Source organism: bacterium SCSIO 12696 (assembly GCA_024397955.1).
GTDB lineage: Bacteria > Pseudomonadota > Gammaproteobacteria > Pseudomonadales > Porticoccaceae > SCSIO-12696.
This window is the reverse complement of the sequence record CP073744.1, coordinates 2002054-2024469: the sequence shown is the minus strand read 5'-3', so window position 1 is coordinate 2024469 and position 22416 is coordinate 2002054. Positions and strand designations below refer to the sequence as shown.

General features: G+C 52.0%; 16 protein-coding genes. 5 read left to right on the top strand and 11 right to left on the bottom strand.

Annotated elements, in window-relative coordinates; translation table 11 throughout:
* Positions 1-57: 57 nt before the first annotated feature.
* The 3 genes from ggt to KFE80_09300 are packed head-to-tail and all read left to right on the top strand — an operon-like array spanning position 58 to position 3603.
* The gene (gene ggt, locus KFE80_09310; protein UTW44592.1) at positions 58-1809 is read left to right on the top strand and encodes a gamma-glutamyltransferase; all 1752 of its coding nucleotides are present in this window, start codon (positions 58-60) and stop codon (positions 1807-1809) included.
* Positions 1810-3303: a CRTAC1 family protein gene (locus KFE80_09305; GenBank protein UTW44591.1), complete on the top strand. Its 1494-nt coding sequence runs from the start codon at positions 1810-1812 to the stop codon at positions 3301-3303.
* A 45-nt stretch (positions 3304-3348) separates the two neighbouring features.
* Complete coding sequence (locus KFE80_09300) at positions 3349-3603, top strand: YheV family putative metal-binding protein (GenBank protein UTW44590.1); 255 nt, start codon at positions 3349-3351, stop codon at positions 3601-3603.
* On the opposite strand, the gene aroE is transcribed toward KFE80_09300, so the two are convergent.
* Positions 3581-4399, bottom strand: coding sequence for a shikimate dehydrogenase (aroE, locus tag KFE80_09295; protein UTW44589.1), 819 nt, complete (start codon positions 4397-4399; stop codon positions 3581-3583). The genes KFE80_09300 and aroE overlap by 23 nt on opposite strands.
* Positions 4400-4502: 103 nt before the next feature.
* Between aroE and KFE80_09290 the strand changes: the two genes are divergently transcribed.
* Together KFE80_09290 and KFE80_09285 are read left to right on the top strand one after the other, a co-directional pair.
* Entirely contained in the window at positions 4503-4871 is a 369-nt protein-coding gene (locus tag KFE80_09290; protein UTW44588.1) for a hypothetical protein, read from the top strand.
* A gap of 175 nt (positions 4872-5046) precedes the next feature.
* Entirely contained in the window at positions 5047-5742 is a 696-nt protein-coding gene (locus KFE80_09285; GenBank protein ID UTW44587.1) for a glucosaminidase domain-containing protein, read from the top strand.
* 8 nt (positions 5743-5750) lie between these two features.
* On the opposite strand, the gene KFE80_09280 is transcribed toward KFE80_09285, so the two are convergent.
* From KFE80_09280 to KFE80_09235, 10 genes are all read right to left on the bottom strand, one after another.
* The gene (locus tag KFE80_09280; GenBank protein UTW44586.1) at positions 5751-6593 is read right to left on the bottom strand and encodes a creatininase family protein; all 843 of its coding nucleotides are present in this window, start codon (positions 6591-6593) and stop codon (positions 5751-5753) included.
* A 15-nt stretch (positions 6594-6608) separates the two neighbouring features.
* Entirely contained in the window at positions 6609-7406 is a 798-nt protein-coding gene (locus KFE80_09275) for a creatininase family protein (protein ID UTW44585.1), read from the bottom strand.
* Positions 7407-7880: 474 nt separating this feature from the next.
* Positions 7881-10892: a TonB-dependent receptor gene (locus tag KFE80_09270; protein UTW44584.1), complete on the bottom strand. Its 3012-nt coding sequence runs from the start codon at positions 10890-10892 to the stop codon at positions 7881-7883.
* Positions 10893-11126: 234 nt separating this feature from the next.
* On the bottom strand, positions 11127-12563 hold the full coding sequence (locus KFE80_09265) for an amidohydrolase (protein ID UTW44583.1): 1437 nt from the start codon (positions 12561-12563) through the stop codon (positions 11127-11129).
* 73 nt (positions 12564-12636) lie between these two features.
* Positions 12637-14220, bottom strand: coding sequence for an amidohydrolase family protein (locus tag KFE80_09260; GenBank protein ID UTW44582.1), 1584 nt, complete (start codon positions 14218-14220; stop codon positions 12637-12639).
* 93 nt (positions 14221-14313) lie between these two features.
* Entirely contained in the window at positions 14314-14739 is a 426-nt protein-coding gene (locus KFE80_09255) for a DoxX family membrane protein (GenBank protein UTW44581.1), read from the bottom strand.
* A gap of 186 nt (positions 14740-14925) precedes the next feature.
* The gene (locus tag KFE80_09250) at positions 14926-15837 is read right to left on the bottom strand and encodes an SMP-30/gluconolactonase/LRE family protein (protein ID UTW44580.1); all 912 of its coding nucleotides are present in this window, start codon (positions 15835-15837) and stop codon (positions 14926-14928) included.
* A complete protein-coding gene (locus KFE80_09245; protein ID UTW44579.1) occupies positions 15834-16763 on the bottom strand; it encodes a formylglycine-generating enzyme family protein in 930 nt (309 codons plus the stop codon). Before KFE80_09245 ends, KFE80_09250 begins: the two co-directional genes overlap by 4 nt.
* Before the next feature lie 19 nt (positions 16764-16782).
* Positions 16783-19143 carry a hypothetical protein gene (locus tag KFE80_09240; GenBank protein ID UTW44578.1) on the bottom strand — a complete coding sequence of 787 codons (2361 nt, stop codon included), beginning with the start codon at positions 19141-19143 and terminating at the stop codon, positions 16783-16785.
* Between the two features lie 263 nt (positions 19144-19406).
* Positions 19407-22223: a TonB-dependent receptor gene (locus KFE80_09235; GenBank protein ID UTW44577.1), complete on the bottom strand. Its 2817-nt coding sequence runs from the start codon at positions 22221-22223 to the stop codon at positions 19407-19409.
* Positions 22224-22416: the final 193 nt, after the last annotated feature.

The following is a 22416-nucleotide window of genomic DNA, read 5'->3' as shown; positions in this document are numbered from 1 at the left end:
TGAAAAACGTGGTCGAGCAAGAGCTTCGAAAAAATCATTAGAAAAGAGGTAGGTAATATGTTTTGTAAGCGCATTGTTGCAACGGCACTGTCGTTGCTGCTGGCTGTGCCATCGCTGGTGTTTGCAGAGGCCAAACACCAGCCCGCTATTGTGGATTACACCACTCGCCACCACCCGGTTATCGGCCGTGGCGGCATGGTGTCCAGTCAAAACAGTTTGGCCAGTCAGGTGGGTGCGCAAATTTTACGGGATGGCGGCAACGCCATTGATGCAGCTGTGGCCGTTGGCCTGGCGCTGGCGGTCACCCTGCCCAGGGCAGGTAATCTCGGCGGTGGTGGTTTTATGCTGGTACACGTCGCCGAAGAAAATCGCACCTTTGCTCTGGACTACCGGGAGACGGCGCCGGCCGCAGCGCACTCGGATATGTTTTTCGAGATTGATGAGAACGGCAACAAAGTCAAAGTTTCCCGCGAAGACTATCACTTTAGCTACCGCTCCTCGGCGGTGCCGGGCACGGTGGCTGGCTTTGAGTGGATTCTGAAAAAATACGGCACCATGAGCTGGAAGCAAGTTACCGCCCCGGCCATTAAGCTTGCCAAACAGGGCTTTGTTGTTACCGACGACCTGGCCAGCATTCTGCGCACCAAGCACAAAGTGCTGTCCAGTCACCCATCCACCCGCAAGATATTTATCAAACCCGACGGCAGCAGCTACCAGGCTGGCGATATCCTGCGCCAAAAAGATTTGGGCTGGTCGTTGGAGCAGCTGTCGAAAAAGGGCGCCAAGGCGTTTTATCAGGGGGCCATTGGCAAGCGCATGGTCGCGGATATGGCGGCTAACAATGGCTTGATTACCATGGACGATTTGGCCAGCTACCGGGTGGCAGAGCGCAAACCGGTGAGCGGCACCTTTGGTGATGCTACTGTTCATGCCATGCCCGCTCCCAGTTCTGGCGGTACCCATGTTGTACAGATGCTCAATATTCTGGAGAACTTTGATCTCAAGGCCATGGGCCAGAACAGCGCTGCCGCTTACCACGTAATGGCCGAGGCCATGAAGCTGGCCTACGCGGATCGCAGCAAATACCTGGGTGATCCGGACTATGTGGATATTCCCACTGCCGCGCTTACCAGCAAAGCTTATGCGGCAGACCTGGCTAAGGGCATCTCGTTGCAGCGCGCTCGCCCCTCCAGCGACATTGCACCTGGCAACTTGACTCCTTATGAAAGCGACGAAACCACTCACTATTCGGTGATGGATAAAGACGGCAACGCGGTGTCCAACACCTATACCTTGATGTTTTCTTTTGGTTCCGGTGTTGTCGCCGAAGGTACCGGCATCATTATGAATAACAATCTGGGCAACTTTACCCTGAGCCCGGACATCCCCGACGCCTTCGGCCTCAAGGGCAGCGAAGACAACCTGATTCGCCCCGGCCGCCGCCCGGTGAGTTCAATGACGCCGGCCATTGTGATACGCGATGGCAAGCCGCTTTTACTTACCGGTAGCCCCGGTGGCAGCAAAATTATTTCCACGGTAATGCAGTTGATTCTGAATGTCTTGGAATTTGAGATGAACCTGGCGGATGCCACCCACGCGCCGCGCATTCACCATCAGTGGTCGCCGGATACCCTGAGCCTGGAACCTGGCATCAGTCCGGATACTGTCGAAAAACTAACAGCCATGGGCCACCCGGTGAAAGCCAGTAAAACCATGGGCAGTTTGCAAAGTATCCTTTATCGCGACGGGTTATTTTTTGGGTACTCAGACACTCGCAGACCCGGCGCAGAAACCGTGGGGGTGAAGTAAATGCGTTACTCAAAAAGACATATAGCGTCAGGCCTGCTGCTGAACAGTGTTATTGGGTTGGCTTATGCCGGCTCCGCAACACCGGACTTTGAGGCGGTTCAGGCGGATTTGTTTGCTGCACCGGGTGCTCAGTCTGTGGCCTGGGCAGATTACGACAACGACGGTGATCTGGATTTGGCCGTCACCTTTAAAAACCGCCCCAATCGCTTGTATCAAAACAGCGGCGGCAAATTTACCGATGTGGCTGAAAAGGTAGGTTGGCACCAGGATATTGATGATGCCCGGGTGCTTGCATGGGGTGATTACAATGCAGACGGCCACCTCGATTTGTACGTGGGCTATGGTCGCGATACTCAGACGCGCAACCGCCTGTATCGGAACGATGGCAATGGCAGTGGTTTTACCGATGTTGCCGCAGATGTTGGCCTGGACCTGATTGGCACCACCCGGCAAAGCAGTTGGATCGATTACGACAACGACGGTGACCTGGATATCTATATTTGCATGCGCGACCGGGCCAATCGCTTGTACCGTAACGACAACGGACGCTTTACCGATGTCAGCAAAGCCGTGGGCTTGTTGGACCCTCGGCGCAGTGTGGGAGCCGCCTGGTTTGATATGGACAAAGACGGTGACCTGGATTTGTTCCTGGCCAACCAAAGTGGCGACCGGGACGGTTTCTACCGTAACGATAACGGCCGGTTTACCGATATTGCCGCCTCGCTGAATATGGATCGCCCACGCCGCCCGTTGAATGTGGGCAGCACCGGTGTAGGTGTCGCTGACTACGACAACGACGGTGATTTGGATGTGTTTGTGGCCACCTACGCCAACAACCTGCTGTATCGCAACGAGGGTGCCGGCAAATTTGTAGAAGTGGCTGCCAGCCAGGGCCTGGATGGGGATTTTCACGGGGTTGGTGTGGACTGGGGCGACTACGATAACGATGGCCGCATCGATCTGTACGTTAACGCTTATCTCAGTGGGGTATTCGCCGAACAGGATTACCTGTACCGCAATACTGGCAATGGCTTTGTGGATGTATTACCCGCGGATAAAAGCGCCTTGATTCGCCGTCGCGATGCCGACCACGGCATACGTTGGGGCGACTTTGATGGCGACGGTGATCTGGACCTTGCCCTGGCGAGCAACCATAAGCGCGGAACCCATCAGCTTTATCGCAACCAGCTTCCTAAAAAGCGGGCAGGGCATTCGCTCAGAGTTTCTCTGCGAGATCAACAGGGCCAGTTTGCCAAACCGGGTACCGAAGTGCGCCTTTACGACAGTGCCAGTGGCAAAGTATTGGCTACCCGTATGGTCGATACCGGCAGTGGTTACTGCTCGCAGAGCAATACGCCGTTGCATTTTGGTTTGGCAAAGATGTCACCGGTAACTGTAGAAGTCACCGAGCTTACTGCCAAGGGTCGTGTGGTCAGGCGCTTTGAAAATATTCGTCCTGCGGATTATTCCGGGCAGGTTTATCGCCCGCTGTGATAATAGCGGGTTATAATCGACGGCTATTTAGCCCTGTAGCCTTTTATGTCGAACGCCCCTGAAAAAACCAAGCCCCGGTTTATTGCCGGGGCAGTGTGCCCCCGTTGCGGTGAGATGGATAAGGTGGTTGCCTACAAAGAAGGCGATGACAATTTCCGCGAATGCGTAAGCTGTGGTTTTAAAGAGCAGTTGCGCCTTCAGGCACCTCCTCGCGAGCTGGATACCCGGGTAAATCGAACTGCCGAAGAAAAGCAGCGAGAAACCCAGGTGGTTCGTCTTATTGACCCCTCAACTGATTGATGACTTCTTCGGTACCTGGGCGCACGCCTCTCCATAGGGCAAAGGACTCTGCAGCCTGCTCCACCAACATCCCCAAACCATCGGCCACGTTAGCTGCGCCATTAGTGGTTGCCCACTTCATAAAAACCGTGGGCTCGTTGCCGTACATCATGTCGTAACAGCCACAGCCTGGTGCCAGCAACTCTTTGGAAAGTGGGGGTAATTGGCCGGAAATACTGGCGCTGGTGCCGTTAATAATCAGGTCGAATGCCTGCCCATTTAATTCTTCAAAGCCACACCCACTGACGGAGCCCAAGCCGCTAAATTCAGCCGCGAGCTGGCGGGCTTTGTCGACGGTACGGTTGGCAATAGTGATGGAGGTAGGTTGCTGCTGCAGTAATGGCTGTAACACCCCACGTACCGCCCCGCCGGCGCCCAGTAGTAATACCCGTTTGGCGTTGATCTGCCAGCCCAGGTTGGCGGTAATATCCGTCACCATACCAATGCCGTCGGTGTTATCACCCAGTACGGAGCCATCCTCTTGCCGTGCCAGGGTGTTTACGGCTCCAGCGCACTTTGCCCGCTCGCTGAGCGTATTGGCGTATTCAAACGCCTGTTGTTTGAACGGCACAGTGATATTAAGGCCATGCCCCCCAGTGGCAAAAAAATCATCGGCCGCCGCCTCAAACCCGTCTTGGGCCACCAGCTGAGCGTTGTAGTTGATGGGCTGGTTAGTCTGTTTGGCAAAGGCCTGATGGATCAGCGGTGACTTACTATGGCCAATAGGATTACCAAAAACAGCGTATTGATCGGTCATAATGAACTCATTCAACGTTAGTGGTCGAAGTGTACTGGTAACTGCAGTTTTTTTTGAGTGCAAAGTTGCTATTGCTCCCACACCCTTCTAGGCTTTGAATAAGATGCATGCTAATCACTCTATTAAAAACGCACTGACTTTTCTGTTCCTACCTTTGTTGGCGCCATTTGCGTTGCTTGCGCGTTTATTTCGCGGCGGTGCAGATACCACTGTAGAGGAAGTAGAGAAGGTTTTACTGCGTATGGTTTCTGGGAAGATTGATGCATACTGGTGGGAAGATTTTTTGTCTACCCCTCTTCGTGATCGTCAGCTCAATACTATTCGTGAACGCTGTGACGAAGTGTGGCATGAAGGGTCAGGTTACATTTCAGAGGATATCGACGGTCAGTTGTACTTAAATTCTGATGGTGTGGCAGAAATAGAATCACTGCTACAGAAGTGTGAGTATCTAAAGCGTAACCGCGAATCTTGATTTTTTCTTCTAGTAGAGGGTAAATAGGGCGCATAAATATAAAAAGTAAGGAATTTGTGCCATTCGCTTATTTACTCTACCCCAATTCGTTCGTCTAGCTCCGCTATTTTTGCCGTTGTCTATCATCGTTAGCGCTCTGTTACTTAGGCCTTCAAGCGCACTATGCCTGCCTTCTTTGCCGTTAGACGATAGCCACACGCAGACTCAATCTTCTACTCCAGACTTTCGAAGTTTACCTGCTGGTACAGAACGCAAACAGGCATTTGTGGGTTATTTGCTGCCGTTAGTGGAAGCAGAAAATAATCGTATTGGTGCACAGAGAAAAGCGCTGCAATGCCTGTTTCGCAAGTCTCAAACATTCTCTGCGTCTGAACAGCGATGGCTGCAAAAACTGGCGGGCGATTATCGGGTAAAAGGCTTTTCTTTGGATGATAAAGGCACTTGGCAAGAGCTGTTAAGTAAGGTCGATAAACTGCCTCCCTCTTTGGCTCTGGCCCAGGGTGCCAATGAAAGTGCCTGGGGCACGTCCCGTTTTGCCCGGGAGGGGAATAACTTGTTTGGCCTGTGGTGTTTTAACCCCGGTTGTGGGGTGGTGCCCTTACATCGGCCAGAGGGCGCTACTTACGAAGTCGCCAGCTTCACATCCATTGCCGGCTCGGTACAGGCCTATATGCGAACCTTAAATTCCCACCCGGGCTACCGCCAATTGCGCGATATTCGCGCCCGGCAATCTCCACCGCAGGGTGAAGCGCTGGCCGCAGGTTTGGTGGAGTACTCCGCACGTGGCACCGAGTACACGGCGGAGTTGCAACAGATGATTCGCTATAACCGCTGGCAGCAATTGGATAACCCTGAGGTAAGTCAGCGGTAGTAGGGCAATTATTGTTTGTCGATGCTGTTTTTAATTGCCTCGACAGTGATATTCACTTGGTAATCTGTGAGCTCGTTGGCGAGTTTCAAGGTGCGTTCTAATGGCAGCAGGCTGACCCCATTCACTGAGAAATCACCGCTGTTTACGCGCTGTGGCATGCGCACACTCATTGGGTCTACCAGCATCATCAAGGCGGTGTGACGAAAATCGTGATGAATGCCGTCTTTTTCTTCCACGATATTGCGTGCTTCTAACCAGTTCGACCAGCGGGGGTTGTCGTAGTATTCCGCAATATAGTGAACCTGAGTTTTCTCCTTTTTCCATTGCTGATTTAGCTCGGCAGTAAGCTCTTGCATCCCGGTTTGGTTACCACCACTGTCGCCGATGAACACAATATTTTCGAAGCCATGAATTTTCAGGCTGAGCGCAATTTCTTCCAATAATTTCTTATAGGTTGCCAGACTAAGGCTGATCGTGCCTGAGTAGCGCATGTGGCCACTCACAGGGTCGTGGTTACCTTCAGGAACAAAGGGCACGATGGGGGCAACCAGCGCATTGCCGAGCTGCCGAGCAATGCGATTGGTGGTTTCTTTCAAAATGACGTTGTGCTTGCCAGTGGCTAAAAAGGGACCGTTTTGTTCCACGCCGCCAGTCGCGATAATGGCGGTGGTTTTGCCCTCGGCGATGGCGTCGCGTACTTCCACCCAAGTCATTTCTTCAATAAATACGGTGTCGTAGGCATCTACCGTACGCTGTTGCTTATGGGTCTCTGTCAACGTGTGGCCAGCACCTGCGGCGTAGAGTGTTGACGAAAAAAACAGCGCTGCGAACATAGCGATTTTTCGATTCATAGTCAGGTGCCTCTTTTACTGGGTTTCGTCTGTCGATGAAGTTTCTCTGCGGATCGCCGCTACAGTAATATCCGTACGGTAATCCACAAACTCTTTGGCAATCTTGATGGTTCTGTCAACTGGTAACAAGCTCACACCATTGATGGAAAATTTATCGGCGGCAATACGCTGTGGCATGCGTGCTGCCATTGGATCGATCAAAAGCATAACTGAGCTGGCGCGAAAGCCATCATGTAGGCCTTCTGAAACTTCGATAATCCCGCGGCTTTTTAGCCAAGCCTTCCATCGTGGGTTATCGTAAAACTCACGAATATAATGTACCCGAGCAGACTTGTTTTGCCACTGCTCTGTGAGAATTTTCTCAGCTCTTTCGAGTCCTTTTCGGTTGCCACCGTTGTCGCCGAGCAGAATAATATTTTCAAAGCGGTGCATGCGCAGGCTGTTGGCAATATCTACCAGCAAGTTAACAAAATTTTCTTCGCTGACACTGATGGTGCCCGGGTAGCGCATGTGCCGACTGGGTGGGTCAATAGAGCCTTGGGGAACAAAAGGTACTACTGGCGCCACCAGGGCATTACCCAATTTTTTGGCAATTTTTTGCGTAGTTACTTTTAGGGAGAGATTGTGGCGGCCAATAACACTGTATGGCCCCTTTTGCTCTACACCACCGGTGGGAATAATCACCGTTGTTTTGCCAGATTTTATGGCGTCTCGCACTTCCATCCAGGTCATGTCTTCCATAACAACCGTGTCGTGTGCTGGGATAGGGCGCTCTAAAGCCCAAATTTCTTCGGTACTCAGGTCGGCAGCCACAACCTGGCTTGAAAAAAGTAGGCTGTAGCAAAGGCATAAAAGGAACCGGCGAAAAATTTTCATCAAAAGCCCTTAATAAATAGTGAGCAAGACATAACGCGTAAATTGCCAATATTGACATTCAATATTTGAACAGCTCGAGAGTGGTTCAAATAAAGTTGGTGCGTAAACGATTACAAAGAGAAGAGCAGCCGAGAAGGGGTACCGAGGGGGAACGCCTTCCCGATGCTCTTAGACAGCCATATCATCTACGGCTATAGATAAGACGTGTTTGGATGGAAAAACCTTAACGTCTTTTGATGGTTTCTAATTTTTTTGGTTACTGCGAGGGATAGAGCAATTGGAACTTAGTTTTGTGTGTCAGCCGAATCAGAATTTGAAAAAAATGTTCATTCAGATAGCGTATTTCAGCTTTTCTGCTTTCAACAGTTTTAACAAATCCCGACCGGCATCAACACAGGTTATGTGACCAAATTAATTGGCGCCAAACGATCTCTTAAAGGTAAGAGCCACATAGCGTCCACGGCTTGAATGCATTTCTGCATCAAAGCCAAAGGCTTGGTCGGCAAGTGGTGGTTCTTCATCCGTTATGTTGTTAACAGACAGACGCAGCGAGCTGTTTTCACCAAAAATATCGCGCCTTACCAAAGAGAGGTTGGCAGTCGTGTACGAGTCAATTTCAAAAGGTACATCATCGACGACGATATTGGGGTCAATCACACTGTCAATATGACGTAGAAACAGTGATGCGCCCCACAGATCGTCATTGCTGTTCCAGGTTACAGTACCGGTGAGTCGGTATTCCGGGAAGCCTTCAAGACCGACCCTGTCTTCAACACCAACAGATTCTGGAGTAGCACCTGCTGCCAACAACAGGCCAGCTTGGCCGCCTGGCTCTTGGCTAAATTCATCCAATTGAGCAACATTCAGCTGCAGATCAAAGCTCCCGATTGAAGTATCGAAATTATAGAATGCACTGAAGTCAATACCCGACACTGAGCGTGTATTCAGGTTTTCAAAGATACTGTTAACCTGTTGAATTTCACCGATTGGGTTTTCTGCAGAAGGTGCTGCGCGAATTACATTGGGGTTAGAACCTCCAGAGCGGCGCAGCAATGCATCCAGGCGAGATTGGTTCTCGTCGTTAAAGCTACCTACGGTACCGTCAGTTTCGATTTCCCAGTAATCTACGGTAACTGTGAGGCCTTCGAGAGGCGTCAGTACGAAACCAAAGCTGGTATTTTCACTGTCTTCTGCTTCCAGATTGGGGTTACCACCACGCACCTCAACGGTGGTTGTGGCGTCCAAACCGCTGTCGGACAGGTCACCGGTGCCCAGTAGTTCACCCAGTGCAAAGTCTTCCGTCGAAGTAGAAACGGTGCTCTGTGGGTTGTTGGTTTGTACCAGGTTCGGTGCTCGGAAGCCCTCTGAGAACGCAGCTCGGAATTGCAGCCATTCAACCGGATACCAGGAAATTGCAATTTTTGGTGTTGTAATATTGCCAAAATCACTGAAATCTTCGTATCGCGCCGCCAGCTGTACATCAATGCTGTTTGCGCCAGGAAGGTCTCTGGCAATGGGCAAAATCAGCTCTGCGTAAGCGGAAAACACATCGCGCTCACCGGCGAAATCCAAACGCTGGCTACTGCCAATAACATTAGAAGGGTTGATTACAGTGCCATTGGGCCCCAGTGTGTCGACGAAAGGTGCTGAACCGTCCAGGTTGGCCGAGTTGTCCTCAACAAGATCCTCTTCCCGATACTCAACACCAAGGCCCAGTGCTGCATCGCCGGCAGGCAATGAAAACACAGATGGGTTGGATAAACGGAAATCCACCAAGCTCAAAGTAGTCTTGGCTTCACGGGTTACACTGGTAAGGAATGGGTCAATCGCGCTTTGTGGATTAGGCGTCAGGTCGACTAAGCTGCCTGCGTCTGCTGGGTTCAGCCCAGAGAAAATATTGTACGCTCCGGGTGTGTTATTCAGCTGGGCCTGGAACAGTGTAGTATCAACACGATTGCTGGTGGTATCGTTTACGTCCGCTTCACTGTAAAGAACAGCGGTGTCGTAGTTCCAGTTGCCCCAGTCACCGGTAATACCCGCCAGGAAACGGTAGCTTTCGCCATTTACTTCAGCTCTGCGGTTGCCTACGTCAGACAGTTGAATGGTATCCAGCTGAAAGCCAACACCTGCTTCGGGAACAATGGAAGTATCCAACCCTGGAATACGGTTGGGGTTTACACTGCCGTCAGCCAATGTGGTGGGGCCAAAGGGATTGAAAAAGTAGTCCGCTGAAACAAATACTTCACCGGTAGACAGGGGGCCACCTTGCTCACGCTCACGCCGTGCTTCGGAATCGTAGTAAGAGAACTCACCGTATAGCTCGGCACCGCTTTCCAGTTCATGAGTCAGCTTGGCGAAAACATTAAAGCGTTTGACGTCTGGAACCAGTGTACGGTTTTCATTACGGTTAGTGCGCAGGGCGCGGTTTTGGCCTCCGCCATCCAGACATAGGCTTTGGCTGCCGGGGCCGGTAAAAATGGTAGAGCCTGGTGCCAGGCCGCGACCGCCACATTCGCTCGAGTCTTCAACAATGCTGACGCCATCGTCGCCAATTAAGTTGGTAGGACGCAAGTGAAAGCGTCCTACTCCGCCACCAAACACCACATTGGCATGAGCTTCACTGCCGGTACGATTGTCAAAGGCAGTTGTAGCAAAGCCTTCAGGGGCTCTTGAGCGCAAGTCCTGGTCACGAGTGAAGTCGTATTCGCCGGAATTTACGCCAGTTCTATCGGCATAGCTGCCGGATAAAACAAGGTTTGTTCTGCCGTCATTGAATGAAAAACCTGCAGCGCCGCTTAAGGTAATATCCTGTCGACCAGTGCCATCTTCAGCGCCGTAACGAATGGTAACCTCTGAGCCTTCGTAATCGTCTTTAACCTGGTAGTTAATCACACCGGCAACCGCGTCTGCGCCATACAAGGCACCAGCACCATCGCGAAGTACTTCAACACGCTCAAGTGCGGCCACAGGCAACGTGTTAGCGTTCGATGAAACAATAGGAATGCCGGAGTCGAAACGGCTGGTTTGTGAAATTGGGTGTAACACCATACGGCGGCCATTGATCAGCACCAGGGTGTTGCCTTCACCAATACTGCGCAGGTTAAAAGAAGACACATCACCGCGAGCGGTGTTCACACCCACGGAACCGGCCCTTGAGTTACCGAAGCCGATAGAACCAATTTGAGGGATCGAACGCAGTAGCTCTTCACCGGTTGCAATACCGGAGCTGTCTAATTGCTCCGCGCTGAGTACAGTAACAGGCAGCGTACCTTCAATATTCGCGCCCTTAATTTGTGTGCCGACAGCGACGATTTCCTCGTCAACGACTGCTTCTTCGTTTTCTTCGGCTATTGCTGTATTTGACAGCAGCAAGCTGCTCCCTGCTACTGCAATGGCTACAGAAAGCTTTTGCTTCTTGAACATATCCCACCTCGTTGTGAATTTACTTATTAGAACTACGAATACCAATAAATTGGCAGCTGGTTAACGTGCCAAGCAATTAAGGCATCCATAAACCAGACGAATAGAGTGTAAAAAAACCTTAACAATAAGATTTATTCAATTTTTTAGGCTGGGTATAAGAGGTGGCTATGGTGGGAGTGAAATGGAGCTGAAAGTAGGGCCTCTATTAGGCAGAGAGACCCTACGTGGTGGGAATTATTTTCGATAGTCCAAAGGCGGTTCGCGATCTCCTAGCAGGGCCTCATACTTGAAGTTAGGGCCGCGGCGTTCATCAAATTCGTTACGCGCCGCTGTTCGCAATGCTTGGTTCTGATAGAGCTCAATGGCTGTTAATGTCATTGCCTTGGCGGCATTGTGTGCTCCTTTAAAGCCAATAGACATGCCCGCAGCAGCAGCGGATTGCCAGCTGTGGGACGATGTACCGGGAACGTAAGTAGCGGTAGACAGGCGTACAGTGGGCACCACCATACTGACATCGCCAACATCGGTAGAGCCGCCACCACGTTTCAATTGGTAGGGTTGTATTTCCTGTTCACTGCCCAGTGCCAGCCTTGGGCTGTCCAGAGTGGCGTAAATTTGCTCAGCAAACTGGCGCTCCTCTTTATCGTAGGTTATGCCTCCTACTCGGGTCAGGTGTTTGTGTGCGGCTTTGGATAGTGCTTCAACCGGAAGCAACGGATGGTTGCCGTGGATAATCTCCCATTCCACTTGAGTCCCAGTACCCTGAGCTGCGCCTTGAGCGGCGGCCTCAACCCGTGTCCACAATTGTTTCAATGTCTCAGATTCCGGGTGACGTACGTAATAAAAAACTTCGGCGAAGTCCGGCACGACGTTGGGCGCTAAACCCCCTTTGGTAATTACGTAATGAATGCGGGTTTCCTGAGGCACGTGCTCACGCATCAGGTTCACCATATGATTAAAAGCTTCAACACCGTCCAAGGCAGACCGGGCTTTGTGTGGCGAGCCCGAAGCGTGGGCTGAGCGACCGTGAAAACGGAACTTGGCAGAGCGGTTGGCCAGCGAGCTGCGCGCATCGGCGTTGTTGCTGCTACCGGGGTGCCAGTGAATGGCAAAATCCACATCCTCAAATAGTCCCTCGCGCACCATATACACTTTGCCACTACCGCCTTCCTCTGCCGGTGTGCCGTAAAGGCGAATCACACCGGGGCGCCCGGTGCTTTCCAGCCAACGTTTTACGGCGATGGCTGCGCTCACGGAGCCTGCGCCAAACAGGTTATGACCGCAGCCATGGGCCGCATGTTTGCCTTCAATCAAACTGCGATGGGCCACAGAATCCTGGTTTAAACCCGGCAGAGCATCGAACTCTGCCAGGATGGCAATTATGGGGCCTTTGCTGCCGTAACTGGCGATAAAGGATGTGGGAATGCCGGCGACTCCTCGTTCGATAGCAAAGCCGGCGTCACGCAATTGGCCCTGCAACAGAGCCGAGCTTTTGTCTTCCAGGTAGCCAAGCTCGGCGAATTCCCAGATAGAGCGCGCTGCATGGGCAGTTTGTTCATAGCGGCTATCCATCCAGGTCAGCAACTCGTCGGTGCCATCGTCAGCGACAGCTGAGGTGTGGCTTAAAGCAAACAGCCATAGTGAGCTTAGTAAAAACCAGCGATGTCTCATCGTTTTTCCCTCCGTTTTTTTTGAACACAATACTTAGCAAATAACCAACGTTCTGCTCTCGATCAATTTTCCTCTATAGGCCTTTGCGCAGGCCACGCCCGGGCAGGGCGCCGGTATACTCGCCATTGTTGATAACCTGAACGCCATTAACCCATTGATGGATAACTCCAGGGGTTAATTGATTCCATTCCCGAAAAGTTGCAGCCGGTTTAAATTGTTCGCTGTCAATAATTGAAATATCGGCAAAATAGCCAGGCTTGATGTAACCCCGATTTTTAATGCCAAAGGTTTCTGCCACTTGAGCCGAGCTGCGGTGCACAAAAGTGGGAACGTCCATTAAAGACTTTTCCAATACGTAGTGACGGTATTTAGTGGGAAAGCTGGCGTACTTGCGGGGGTGGCCGTTAGTGCCGTCCGATGAGGTCATTACCCAGGGTTGCACCATAAAATTTGCGATATCGTCAGGGCTCATATTAAACGAAGCCACCCGAGCACCACCGTTATTCACGCCCAGCGCCAATACTTTCAGTACGGTATCCACTGGGTCCAAGCTCCACTGTTTGGATAGGTCGGCGATTGTTTTACCCAGCAATGCTTCATCCAGCGCGGTCACGATAAGTAATGAATCGGGCCCGCCCCGCCGGCGTATGTTTTCCGTCATCGCCGCGCGTATTTCAGGCATCAATTCAGGGTTTTTAAAGCGAGCTTGGATTTCTGCTTCGCTACCGGCCAAAGCCCAGCTTGGTACAGTTGCCTTGTGCAATCCGGTGCCGGATGCGCGCCATGGGTATTGGTCTGCAGTAACTGCCTGCCCATTCTGTTGGGCTTCTTCGACCATCTTGATAATGTCAGCGCTTTGGCCCCAGACATCAACTCCCAGCGCTTTGATGTGGGCGATATGAACCGGAATCTTCGCTTCGCGGCCAATCTGCAATAGCTCTGCAATAGCGGCTTTAACGCCAATGTTGTAGTTGCTTTCATCGCGAATATGGCTTTCGTAAATACCGCCTTTAGCGGCAGCTACTTTGGCAAGTTCCACCACTTCTGCGGTTGTGGAATAGGTGTCGGGCACGTAAAACAGCCCGGTCGATAAACCCAATGCACCCTCGTCCATAGCGCTGTCAACCAGGGCTTTCATGCTTTCCATCTCTTCCGGTGTGGGATCGCGGTTATCTCGCCCCATCACTTGTTCGCGGATATCGCCATGACCCACAAACAGCGCTACATTGGTGCCGATTCCCTGTTTTTCCATAAGGCCGAATTGCGCTGCAATATCAGCGCTGCCGCCCCCATCATTGCCGTTAAAAACCGTGGTCACACCTTGAGTCAGGTAGTTAAGATTGGCGTTTCTGTCGGTGCTTTTCAGGTCGCCGGCAGAGTGGGTGTGTGGGTCGATAAATCCTGGCAATACCATCATTCCGTCGGCATCAATGGTTTGTTGAGCAATAACGGCCTGACTGGTTGTGTCGCCAACGAACACAATGGTGTCATCGGTAATACCCACTGCCAGGGTTTGAGGGTCAGCAATATCACCGGAATACACCAGCCCGTTGACGATCAGTGTGTCTACTTCCAGAAGCGTTGGCGTCTGGCTTTCCTGAGAGCAGGCGCTGATTAGCAAGCAGCTTAATAGGAGGGTAATGGTTTTTTTCATCATTTCGACTCTATGAATAACAGTTCTTATAAGCTGGCATGAATAACTTGCCAACTATTCACCGTCATTGTGTTGAAAAATGTTGTGTAGAAGGCACTAGAGTTTCAAACCAAATTTGTGATCCAGAGCCAGGCGATCGTCCCCTTTGAAAACCAGGGGAACCAGAGTGGCAAAGAATACGCAAAGCGATGGGAAAAACAGTATTTTGCGATTTTCCGGTTCTACCAGCCAAAGTCCCAGGGGGTCGAGGAGGTGCTGCCAAATCAGCGCTGCACCGAAAAACAGTACAATGGACTGCAGTGGGTAGGTGAAGCGGCGCAACAAACCCAGGCACACCATAAGCCCCAGAACCACTTCCGCCAGTCCCAACCACATCTGGATACTTTCGGCACTAATCATGCCGGAATAGTAGCGGTTGGATATGCTGATGGCTTTATCGGGCGTAATGAGCTTGTACACCCCCCAAACAACCAGCAGCAGTCCGGTGGAAATTCGCAGTAACATAATGGTCAAGGCTTTCATTCAGTGAATCTCTTGTTGATGAGTAGTCAGTAATTTGTTGTTTTACGCTGTTCGCTGCAGCGAAGGGTTATGACCCCTTAAACGAGAAAAAATTAGTTTCATGGTGGAGCGGCCTCTATTGCATTCAGCTCCGGCGTAGCAAAGGCCGCAAGCGCTGCGGCGCCTTGTTGGCAGAGCTGACATCGATTAATGGTCATTGGTATGAGGCCCGTACATGCCCGCCACGTTCATCTTTAGTGCCAGAAAACGGGTGCCGGCGGTGATAAACAGGGTTTTGCTATCCACATCGCCAAACACCACATTGCGGGGCTTTTCCGGGGTGATGGCGATGCGCTCAAGCAGGCGGCCATCTGGCGCGTATACATAAACCGCGTCGGTGGTGGTGTAGAGGTTGCCGTGCTCATCCAGAGTCATGCCGTCGGAACCCACCGCAGCGTGGAAGGTTTTATCCGTAAGGCGGCCGTCGGGCTGAATGCGGTAGCGCCAGGTTTGTTTGGCTCCCCGGTCGGCGATGTAAAGGGTTTTACCATCCCGGGTGCCGATAATGCCATTGGGGCGTTTGAAACCATCGGCGGCTTTGATCACCCGGCTGCGATCCGGGGTGATGTAAAACACGTGCTCGCCGTCTTGAGACAGGGGCTTGGTATCGCGGGAATTGGGGTCGGTAAAGTAGATGCCGCCTTTCGGGTCCATCCACAAGTCGTTGGGGCGGTTAAAGGGCTTGCCAGCGTGTTGATCCGCAATCACATCTTCTGATCCATCGAGCCCAAAGGCAACGATACGGGTTTTGCCCCACTGGCAGGCATACAAGCGGCCATCGTGACCAAACCAGGTGCCGTTCACCTGATGGGTGTTGGGGTGAAAAAGAGACAGGCGCTTTTCCTCCACAGACCACTTGTAAATGCGACTATTGGGGATATCGGAAAAATAGATATTGCCGAACCGGTCTACGGATGGCCCCTCGGTAAAACTGAAACCCATGGCCAGCCGTTCAGGCAGTGCGCCTTCGGCAACAAGAGACTCTCCCGCCTGTACAGCAGGGCTGGTAGCCCACAATAAGGTGGCGAGTAGCAGCGTTTTTCCCAAGAGTCTATTCATTTATTTGCTATTGCTTTGTGTTGCGTTGGTAAGTCTCGTGCAAGCCGAAACCCCAGGCGAGCGGTGGCTTTGTCAATATCGGCTGGAGCCCGATTGGCGGTGCGCAGCCAATATGGCGGCTCATACCAGCCGCCACCCCGTCGTACCCGTGTCTGGCAATTCGGCCTGTCTTGAGCGGAGCCATCCAGAGGCAGGTTTTGATAGCTATCGGTATAACAGTCCGCCACCCACTCCCAAACGTTGCCCAGCATATCGTGCAAACCAAACTGGTTGGCGGTAAAACTACCGACCGGTGCGGTGAAGATATGACCATCCGTGCACTCAACCGCTTCTTTCCAGGTTGCCCCCTCTGGCAACTGTGTGGCGTCGGCGCCATTGGCAAAGTCGCATTGATTTTTTACGTCCCTGTAGAAATGTGGGTTTTGGCTGCCTGCACGAGCGGCGTATTCCCACTCGGCTTCTGTGGGCAAGCGAAATCCGCCGTCGCCTTTTTGGTTGAGCCATTGGATATAGGCCATCACATCACTAAAGCTGACGCATACTACCGGGTGGTTATCCGGTTGCTGCCAGCTATCAAAGCTCACGCTTTGCCAGTCTGTTTGCTTGTTCCAGCTCCAGGTGGGCTGTGGCGCAAAATGGAACACTTGGCACTGTTCAGCTGTGGAACGGTAATTACTGGTTTTTGCAAAGTGCTTGAACTGCGCGATGGTGACTTCGTGCTTGGCCAGGGCAAAGGGCTGAATACTGATTTGGCGAAGAGGGCGTTCATCGGCATTCCCTGTGCCTGCCAGGTCGCCCATTGTGAAAGAGCCACCGGGGATGACGATCATTTCTCCGCTCAGGTTATCCGATGCCCACAGTGGTGAAATACAAGACAGCAGGCAAAGCAGCGAGGCAAGTGTTGTTGTCTGCTTGCCTGCTGCCATTGTCCTGTTCTCTGGCGTTTTACTTATTGATGTCTTCCACGACTACCAGCAGTGCGTCGTGCTCACCGGTTTTCTTGTTTTCCGCATTGCCTGTCAGCATATAGCCGTTTTTCTTATAAGCGGTCAGGCCGCGAATCACATCGTGGGTATCTTTGTAGCCGTGGCGTTTCTGCCAGAGGATATCGCCATTTTTATCAAACGCCACCACCCAGGCATCGGCGTTGTCACGGATGCTGGATTGCTCCTGACCCGCCGCCAGAATAGTACCGTCATCAGTCTGGATCAGACCGAAGGAGATGTCGTCACCGGGGCCGCCCAGAGTTTTCGCCCACATCAGAGTGCCGCCAGCGGTAACCCGGCCAATAATCATATTGCGTGGGTCTTCGCTGTTGGATTCTTCGTTAAAGACCCAGCCGTTAAAGATAAAGCTGCCGTCATCGAGCTCAATGCCCTCGCGGAAGGAGCTGGCGTAGTATTCATCTTCCCGGTAGCGCTGTTCCCAGATCACATTGCCCTCGGCATCCAGACGCCACAGTTTGCCGCGGTAGCGCCCCAGGCGGCCGGAGGTGCGGCCCACGGCCAGAAAGCCGCCGTCAGCGGTTTGAATCAGGCCATTAAAACGCTCGTAACCCAGGCCGCCCAGTTTGCGGTCCCAGATTACATTGAAGTCTTTGTCGACTTTGAAAATCCAGCCGCTGTAAGACTTGCCATCCGGCGAGGTGGTCTCGCCGCCCATTACGATGGTGCCATCTCCCTGTGGGATCATAATGTCGATGATATCGGTGCCCGCGCCACCCATGATTTTCTTGTGCAGAATTTTGCCGTCGAGGGTAGCCCGATGCAGGGTTGAGCGGCCAGTGATACCCGGTGGTTTGCCGTTCTTGGAACGGAACTCTTCCAGGTTATAAACCAGGTTGCCGTCAACATCCAGCGTATGTGCACCCATATGAGAGCCGCGGTTATTGCCCAGCTCGTTGGGGTGAACATTCTTCCAGACAATCTTGCCTTTTTTATCGATGCGCACAATCCAGGCTTTACCCTCTTTGCGAGAAGCACCGGCTTCGGTCCAGCCAGACAGCACAAAACCGCCGTCGTCCAGAGGCGTATTGCGGCGTACACCATCGCGGCCTTCCGCGCCGATCAAAAAGGTGTTATCCGCTTTGGGAGCGGCGGCTTTTTTCGCTTTGGTTTTTACCTTGTCGACTTTAATCAGCATGGAGTCCTGCTGGCCAGTGCGCGGATCCTGATAGTTGCCCGACAGCACAAAGCCTGATTTTTTATAGGGGGTAATGCCGCGAATCACTTCGTTGGTTTCCGGCTTGCCAAAGGTGCGCTCCCAGAGCACTTTGCCTGAGGCATCAAAGGCGATCACGTAGGCGTCGCGGGTGCCGCCCGTCTGGTTTTGGGTGGAGCCCGCTGCCAGATAAGTGCCGTCGTTGGTCTGTGTCATTACATAGGTGACGTCGGAGCCGGCGCCGCCAATGGCTTTGTCCCACAGCAATTCACCCTGGGTGTCTATGCGCGCTATCCAGGCGTTGCGAGTGTCCGGATCACTGGGGTGGTTTTTGGTGAAGCCGGTAAACACCCAACCGCCGTCCTTGACCGGCAGAATCTCACGAATGGTGTTCTCGTACTGGTCCTCCCGGTAGCGCTTTTGCCACTGTACTTTGCCGTTGCTGTCCAGCTTGACGATCCAGGCGCGGAAGCCACCTTCATCGGTGGTGGTGCGCCCGGCCGCCAGAAAACCGCCATCGTCGGTAAACAGCACATCGTTAAAGCGCTCGGCGCCAAAGCCGCCGACCTTGGTGTCCCAAATCACATTAAAGTCGGCGTCGGTTTTAAAAATCCAGCCGTCGTAGCCTTTTTGAATGGGGGAGGTGGTTTCACCGGCGATCAGATAAGTGCCGTCGCCCACGGGTTTGATAATGTCGAGTACGTTAATACCGGAGCTGCCCATGACTTTTTTGTGCAGCAATTTGCCGTCGGCGGAGAAGCGCATTAAGGTGCCGCGGCCGTTGGAGCCATCGGGCCGGTAAGGGCCTTTGCTGCGGTATTCCTCCAACGCCATAATAATAGTACCGTCACTGTCTACAGCATGCCCGGAGGCTTGAGAGCCACGCCCAGTAGTCAGTTGGTTGGGGAAGCGTTGCTGCCAGCGAATTTTGCCTTTTTTATCCACTCGCACCAGCCAGCCTTCACCGTCTTTTTTGTCGGCATTACCATTGGTCCAGCCGGTCAGCACAAAGCCGCCGTCATCCAGAGGGGTAATGCGGCGGGTGCCGTCGCGATCGTTGCCGTCGATCAGGTAGGTTTTTTCGGCGGCCAAGCCGGGTGTAGTGCACAAAGCAAACAGAGCAAGCAAAGGAATGACTATTTTCATGAAATTCGCCGATAGAGTTTGGGTGACAGGTTGAAATAAAGCCGAGTAGCAAAATTTTAGCTTATAGCACCTGGCAGAATAGTAAAAAGCATATTCTTGCCTTACTTTCAGGAGGACGGTGCTTATGGTCTTGTTGCTAAAAATAAGGACGGAAGTGAGCCTGAAAAACCTGAAAAGCTTTGCCTTTTTATCGAGGTCCAGTATGTCAATAAAAAAATACGGCCATCAAATTTGTTTTGATGGCCGTATTTTTTGTGGTGGTTTTAGAACCTTTGTTTTAGTTCCAGATAAACGATTCGCCCACGAATATTGGCGACTTCAGGGTCATAACCGGGTCTGCCTGCGGAAGCTTGTCCGGTAGTCTCGTTAAAGCCGATTGCGGGAGGGTCTTCATCAAAAACGTTCTTGATGCCTGCAGTGATGGTGGTGGTTCTTTCGTCATCCAGAAGGCCGAACTCTCCACCAAATTGCAGATCTAGCGTGGTGAACGAGTCAATTGTAAAGTCATTGCGATCGTTCAGGTAGCTGTCCACATAGCGTACTGCTGCATTGCCGAACAGGTTGTCCCGATTCCAGGCCATAGTGATATTGCCCCGGGTTTGAGGTGTGGATGGGAACTGGTTGAGGAAGTTCCGTGAGCCAACGGCATCTTCTACTTCAGAAGTCGGAGTGGTGCGGAAATCGAAGGAGTTGATGTAGCTCATATTAAAGCCGAGGGCAAAGCTTCCCAAGTCATCGGTGTCGATGTCGTAGCGCACATTCAGGTCAACACCATCGGTTTCAACGCTGGCAGTGTTAATAAAGTTTGATGTCACCAAAATGATGTTGCCACCACCGGTGCGCTGAACCCTTGGATCATTGGGGATCCCATCGTCTAAACAGTCATTTAGAACGATCGCCTGTGGCCCTTCGTCTGATGAAATCAAATTGGTGTAGTCATAGGACCAGTAATCAAGCCCAATGGACAGGTCATCGGTAGGCCTGATGATCAACCCAAAGTTATAGTTATCAGCGCTTTGTGGACTCAAGTCATCACTACCTACCGTACGTGTCGCTGTATTACCTGCCTGGCCTTCTGCTCCGCAACTCAGTACTCCTGTTACGGGGTCTACACCTACAGGGTCATCTAAGATGGCTGCACCGCGAGCTTCACTGGTTTGCAATACGGTTGGCGACTGGAAAGAGCTACCAAAGGAGCCACGCAGAGCAATGTAGTCATTGATATCCCAGCGTGCGGCAACTTTCGGGTCGGTCGTGTCAGTAAATCCGTAATCTTCGTAGCGCAAAGCCAATTGCAGCTCCACGTTATCCAGTACAGGGATAGCTACTTCTGCAAAGTACGCATCCACATCCAGCTCACCAGAACGAGGGAAGACTCTACCACTGAGGCCGCCCAGGCCTGCGCCGCGCAGTGCACTGGGTGTAAAGTCGAATTGCTCATCGCGGCGCTGCCAGCCCACGGCAAGACCTACCGAACCTGCAGGTAGGTCCATAATTTCGCCGGCAGCAACCACATCAATTACGAATTGATCGTGTTGGGCAAACTGTGTCTGAGGTACCAGTAGTTGCGCAAATACCTCATCGGATAAGCCAGCTACGCTGACACCATCTTTTGGCGATACCAATGTAGGATTGGCAACCCGCGTGCCGAATGGGTTAAATTCCCCGTCAATCAGCAGCTGGTTTACCACTGGCGCAGCATAATCAAGGCTGGTTGTTAGATCCCAGAGTGCACGGGCCGCCATATAGCTGGCTTCTACATTCCAGCTTTCCCCTATATCTACTGAAAAACCTTGTAATGCGCGAAAGTTTTGAATATCACTGCGTCGGTCAGCGGGGGAGTTACGGCCGTTAAATTCGTTGCCAAGAATACGTGCGCGTCCAGATATATCAGCACCTGTGTGGATACTGTTATCCCAGTCTTCGGGGCCGATATAAATTAGAGCTTCTGGGTTGTCGGGGTCTTCGATAAAGAAGTTAAAGGGATGGTCGCCGGGAATAAAGATGCGGCCACTGCTTTCGATCAAACCATTGCTGTAGTTGCCTGGTCCGCGAGTGCGGCCTACTTCATTATTAGAGGCGCTGAATTCGCCAAAGGCTTTCATTGTTTCGGTAATGTTGTATTCGTATTCAGCGAATACCTGGAAGCGATCTGAATCATGGATCACGCCATTTTGGTCGGCAAAAATATGGCGGCAAGTACTGCCACGTAAAATGCCTCCGGCTGCCACACAATCTGGGTCAGGAAAAGCATCTGCTCCGCTAACTTGGCGAACTCCGCCAGTCTCTGGGTTAACTTCTGTGCGGAAATACGTGCCTGGTGCCCCGTTTGCTGACGACAGTGCTGTATCCTGAAGGTCGCCAACATGCAGAGTACGCTCACGCAACCAGTCAAAGTCAGTGCGGTTGTTGCGAGTCTGTGTGTAGTAAGTGGCGTAAATATTAAAACCGCCGTTGTCCCCCCAAGCACCACCGGCAAGGTTCAAGGAGCCAGAAGAGTTGGTGGCGTTTTCGTAATTTGCGGAAAGCTCAAAGCCTTCAAAACCTTTGCGGGTAACTACGTTAACAACACCGGCAACCGCTTCAGAACCGTAAATAGCCGATGCACCATCGGTTTGCACATCGATGCGGTCAATCATCGCCAATGGTAGCTGGTTGATGTCGAAGAAAAAGTTACCACCGCCGTCAGCAACGGCGGATTTACCGGCGCGACGACCATTGATCAGGGTAAGTGTTGAGCCCAGGCCCAGACCGCGCAAGTTGAACTGGGTAGTGCCCGCCAAACTGCTTTGTTCGTCGTTAATAATGGTGCCGGTGTTCACAGGCAGGTCGATAACCAGATCTTGAACGGTTGCTGCGCCAGCGGCAGAAATAGTTGCGCGGTCCAGTACTTGTACTGGCGCGCTGCCCTCCAAATTACTGCGTTTGATGTGAGACCCGGTAACAACGACTTCTTCCTGCACCGCGTCTGATTTGGCACTTTCTTCAGCGAAGATTTGGCCGGCTGTTAGACAGACTATACTGCCGACTGCCGCTGCAATAGCTTTTCGTGGAAAATACGTTGGTGTTGATTTAGACATACTGTTGACCCCATATAATAATTTTTTAGTCATTAACAGTAGCGATAGCGCTTGCAAAACCAAGCGTTGAGTTCGCCAAATTCCAATGCAACTTTTTTTAGCTCACTCGGTTTTATTTGTTTCGCCACTCCCCCTATGCCGACAGTTTTTCTGACTGGCACCTGAAGGACGTTCTCAAATTAAAAAAACCTGA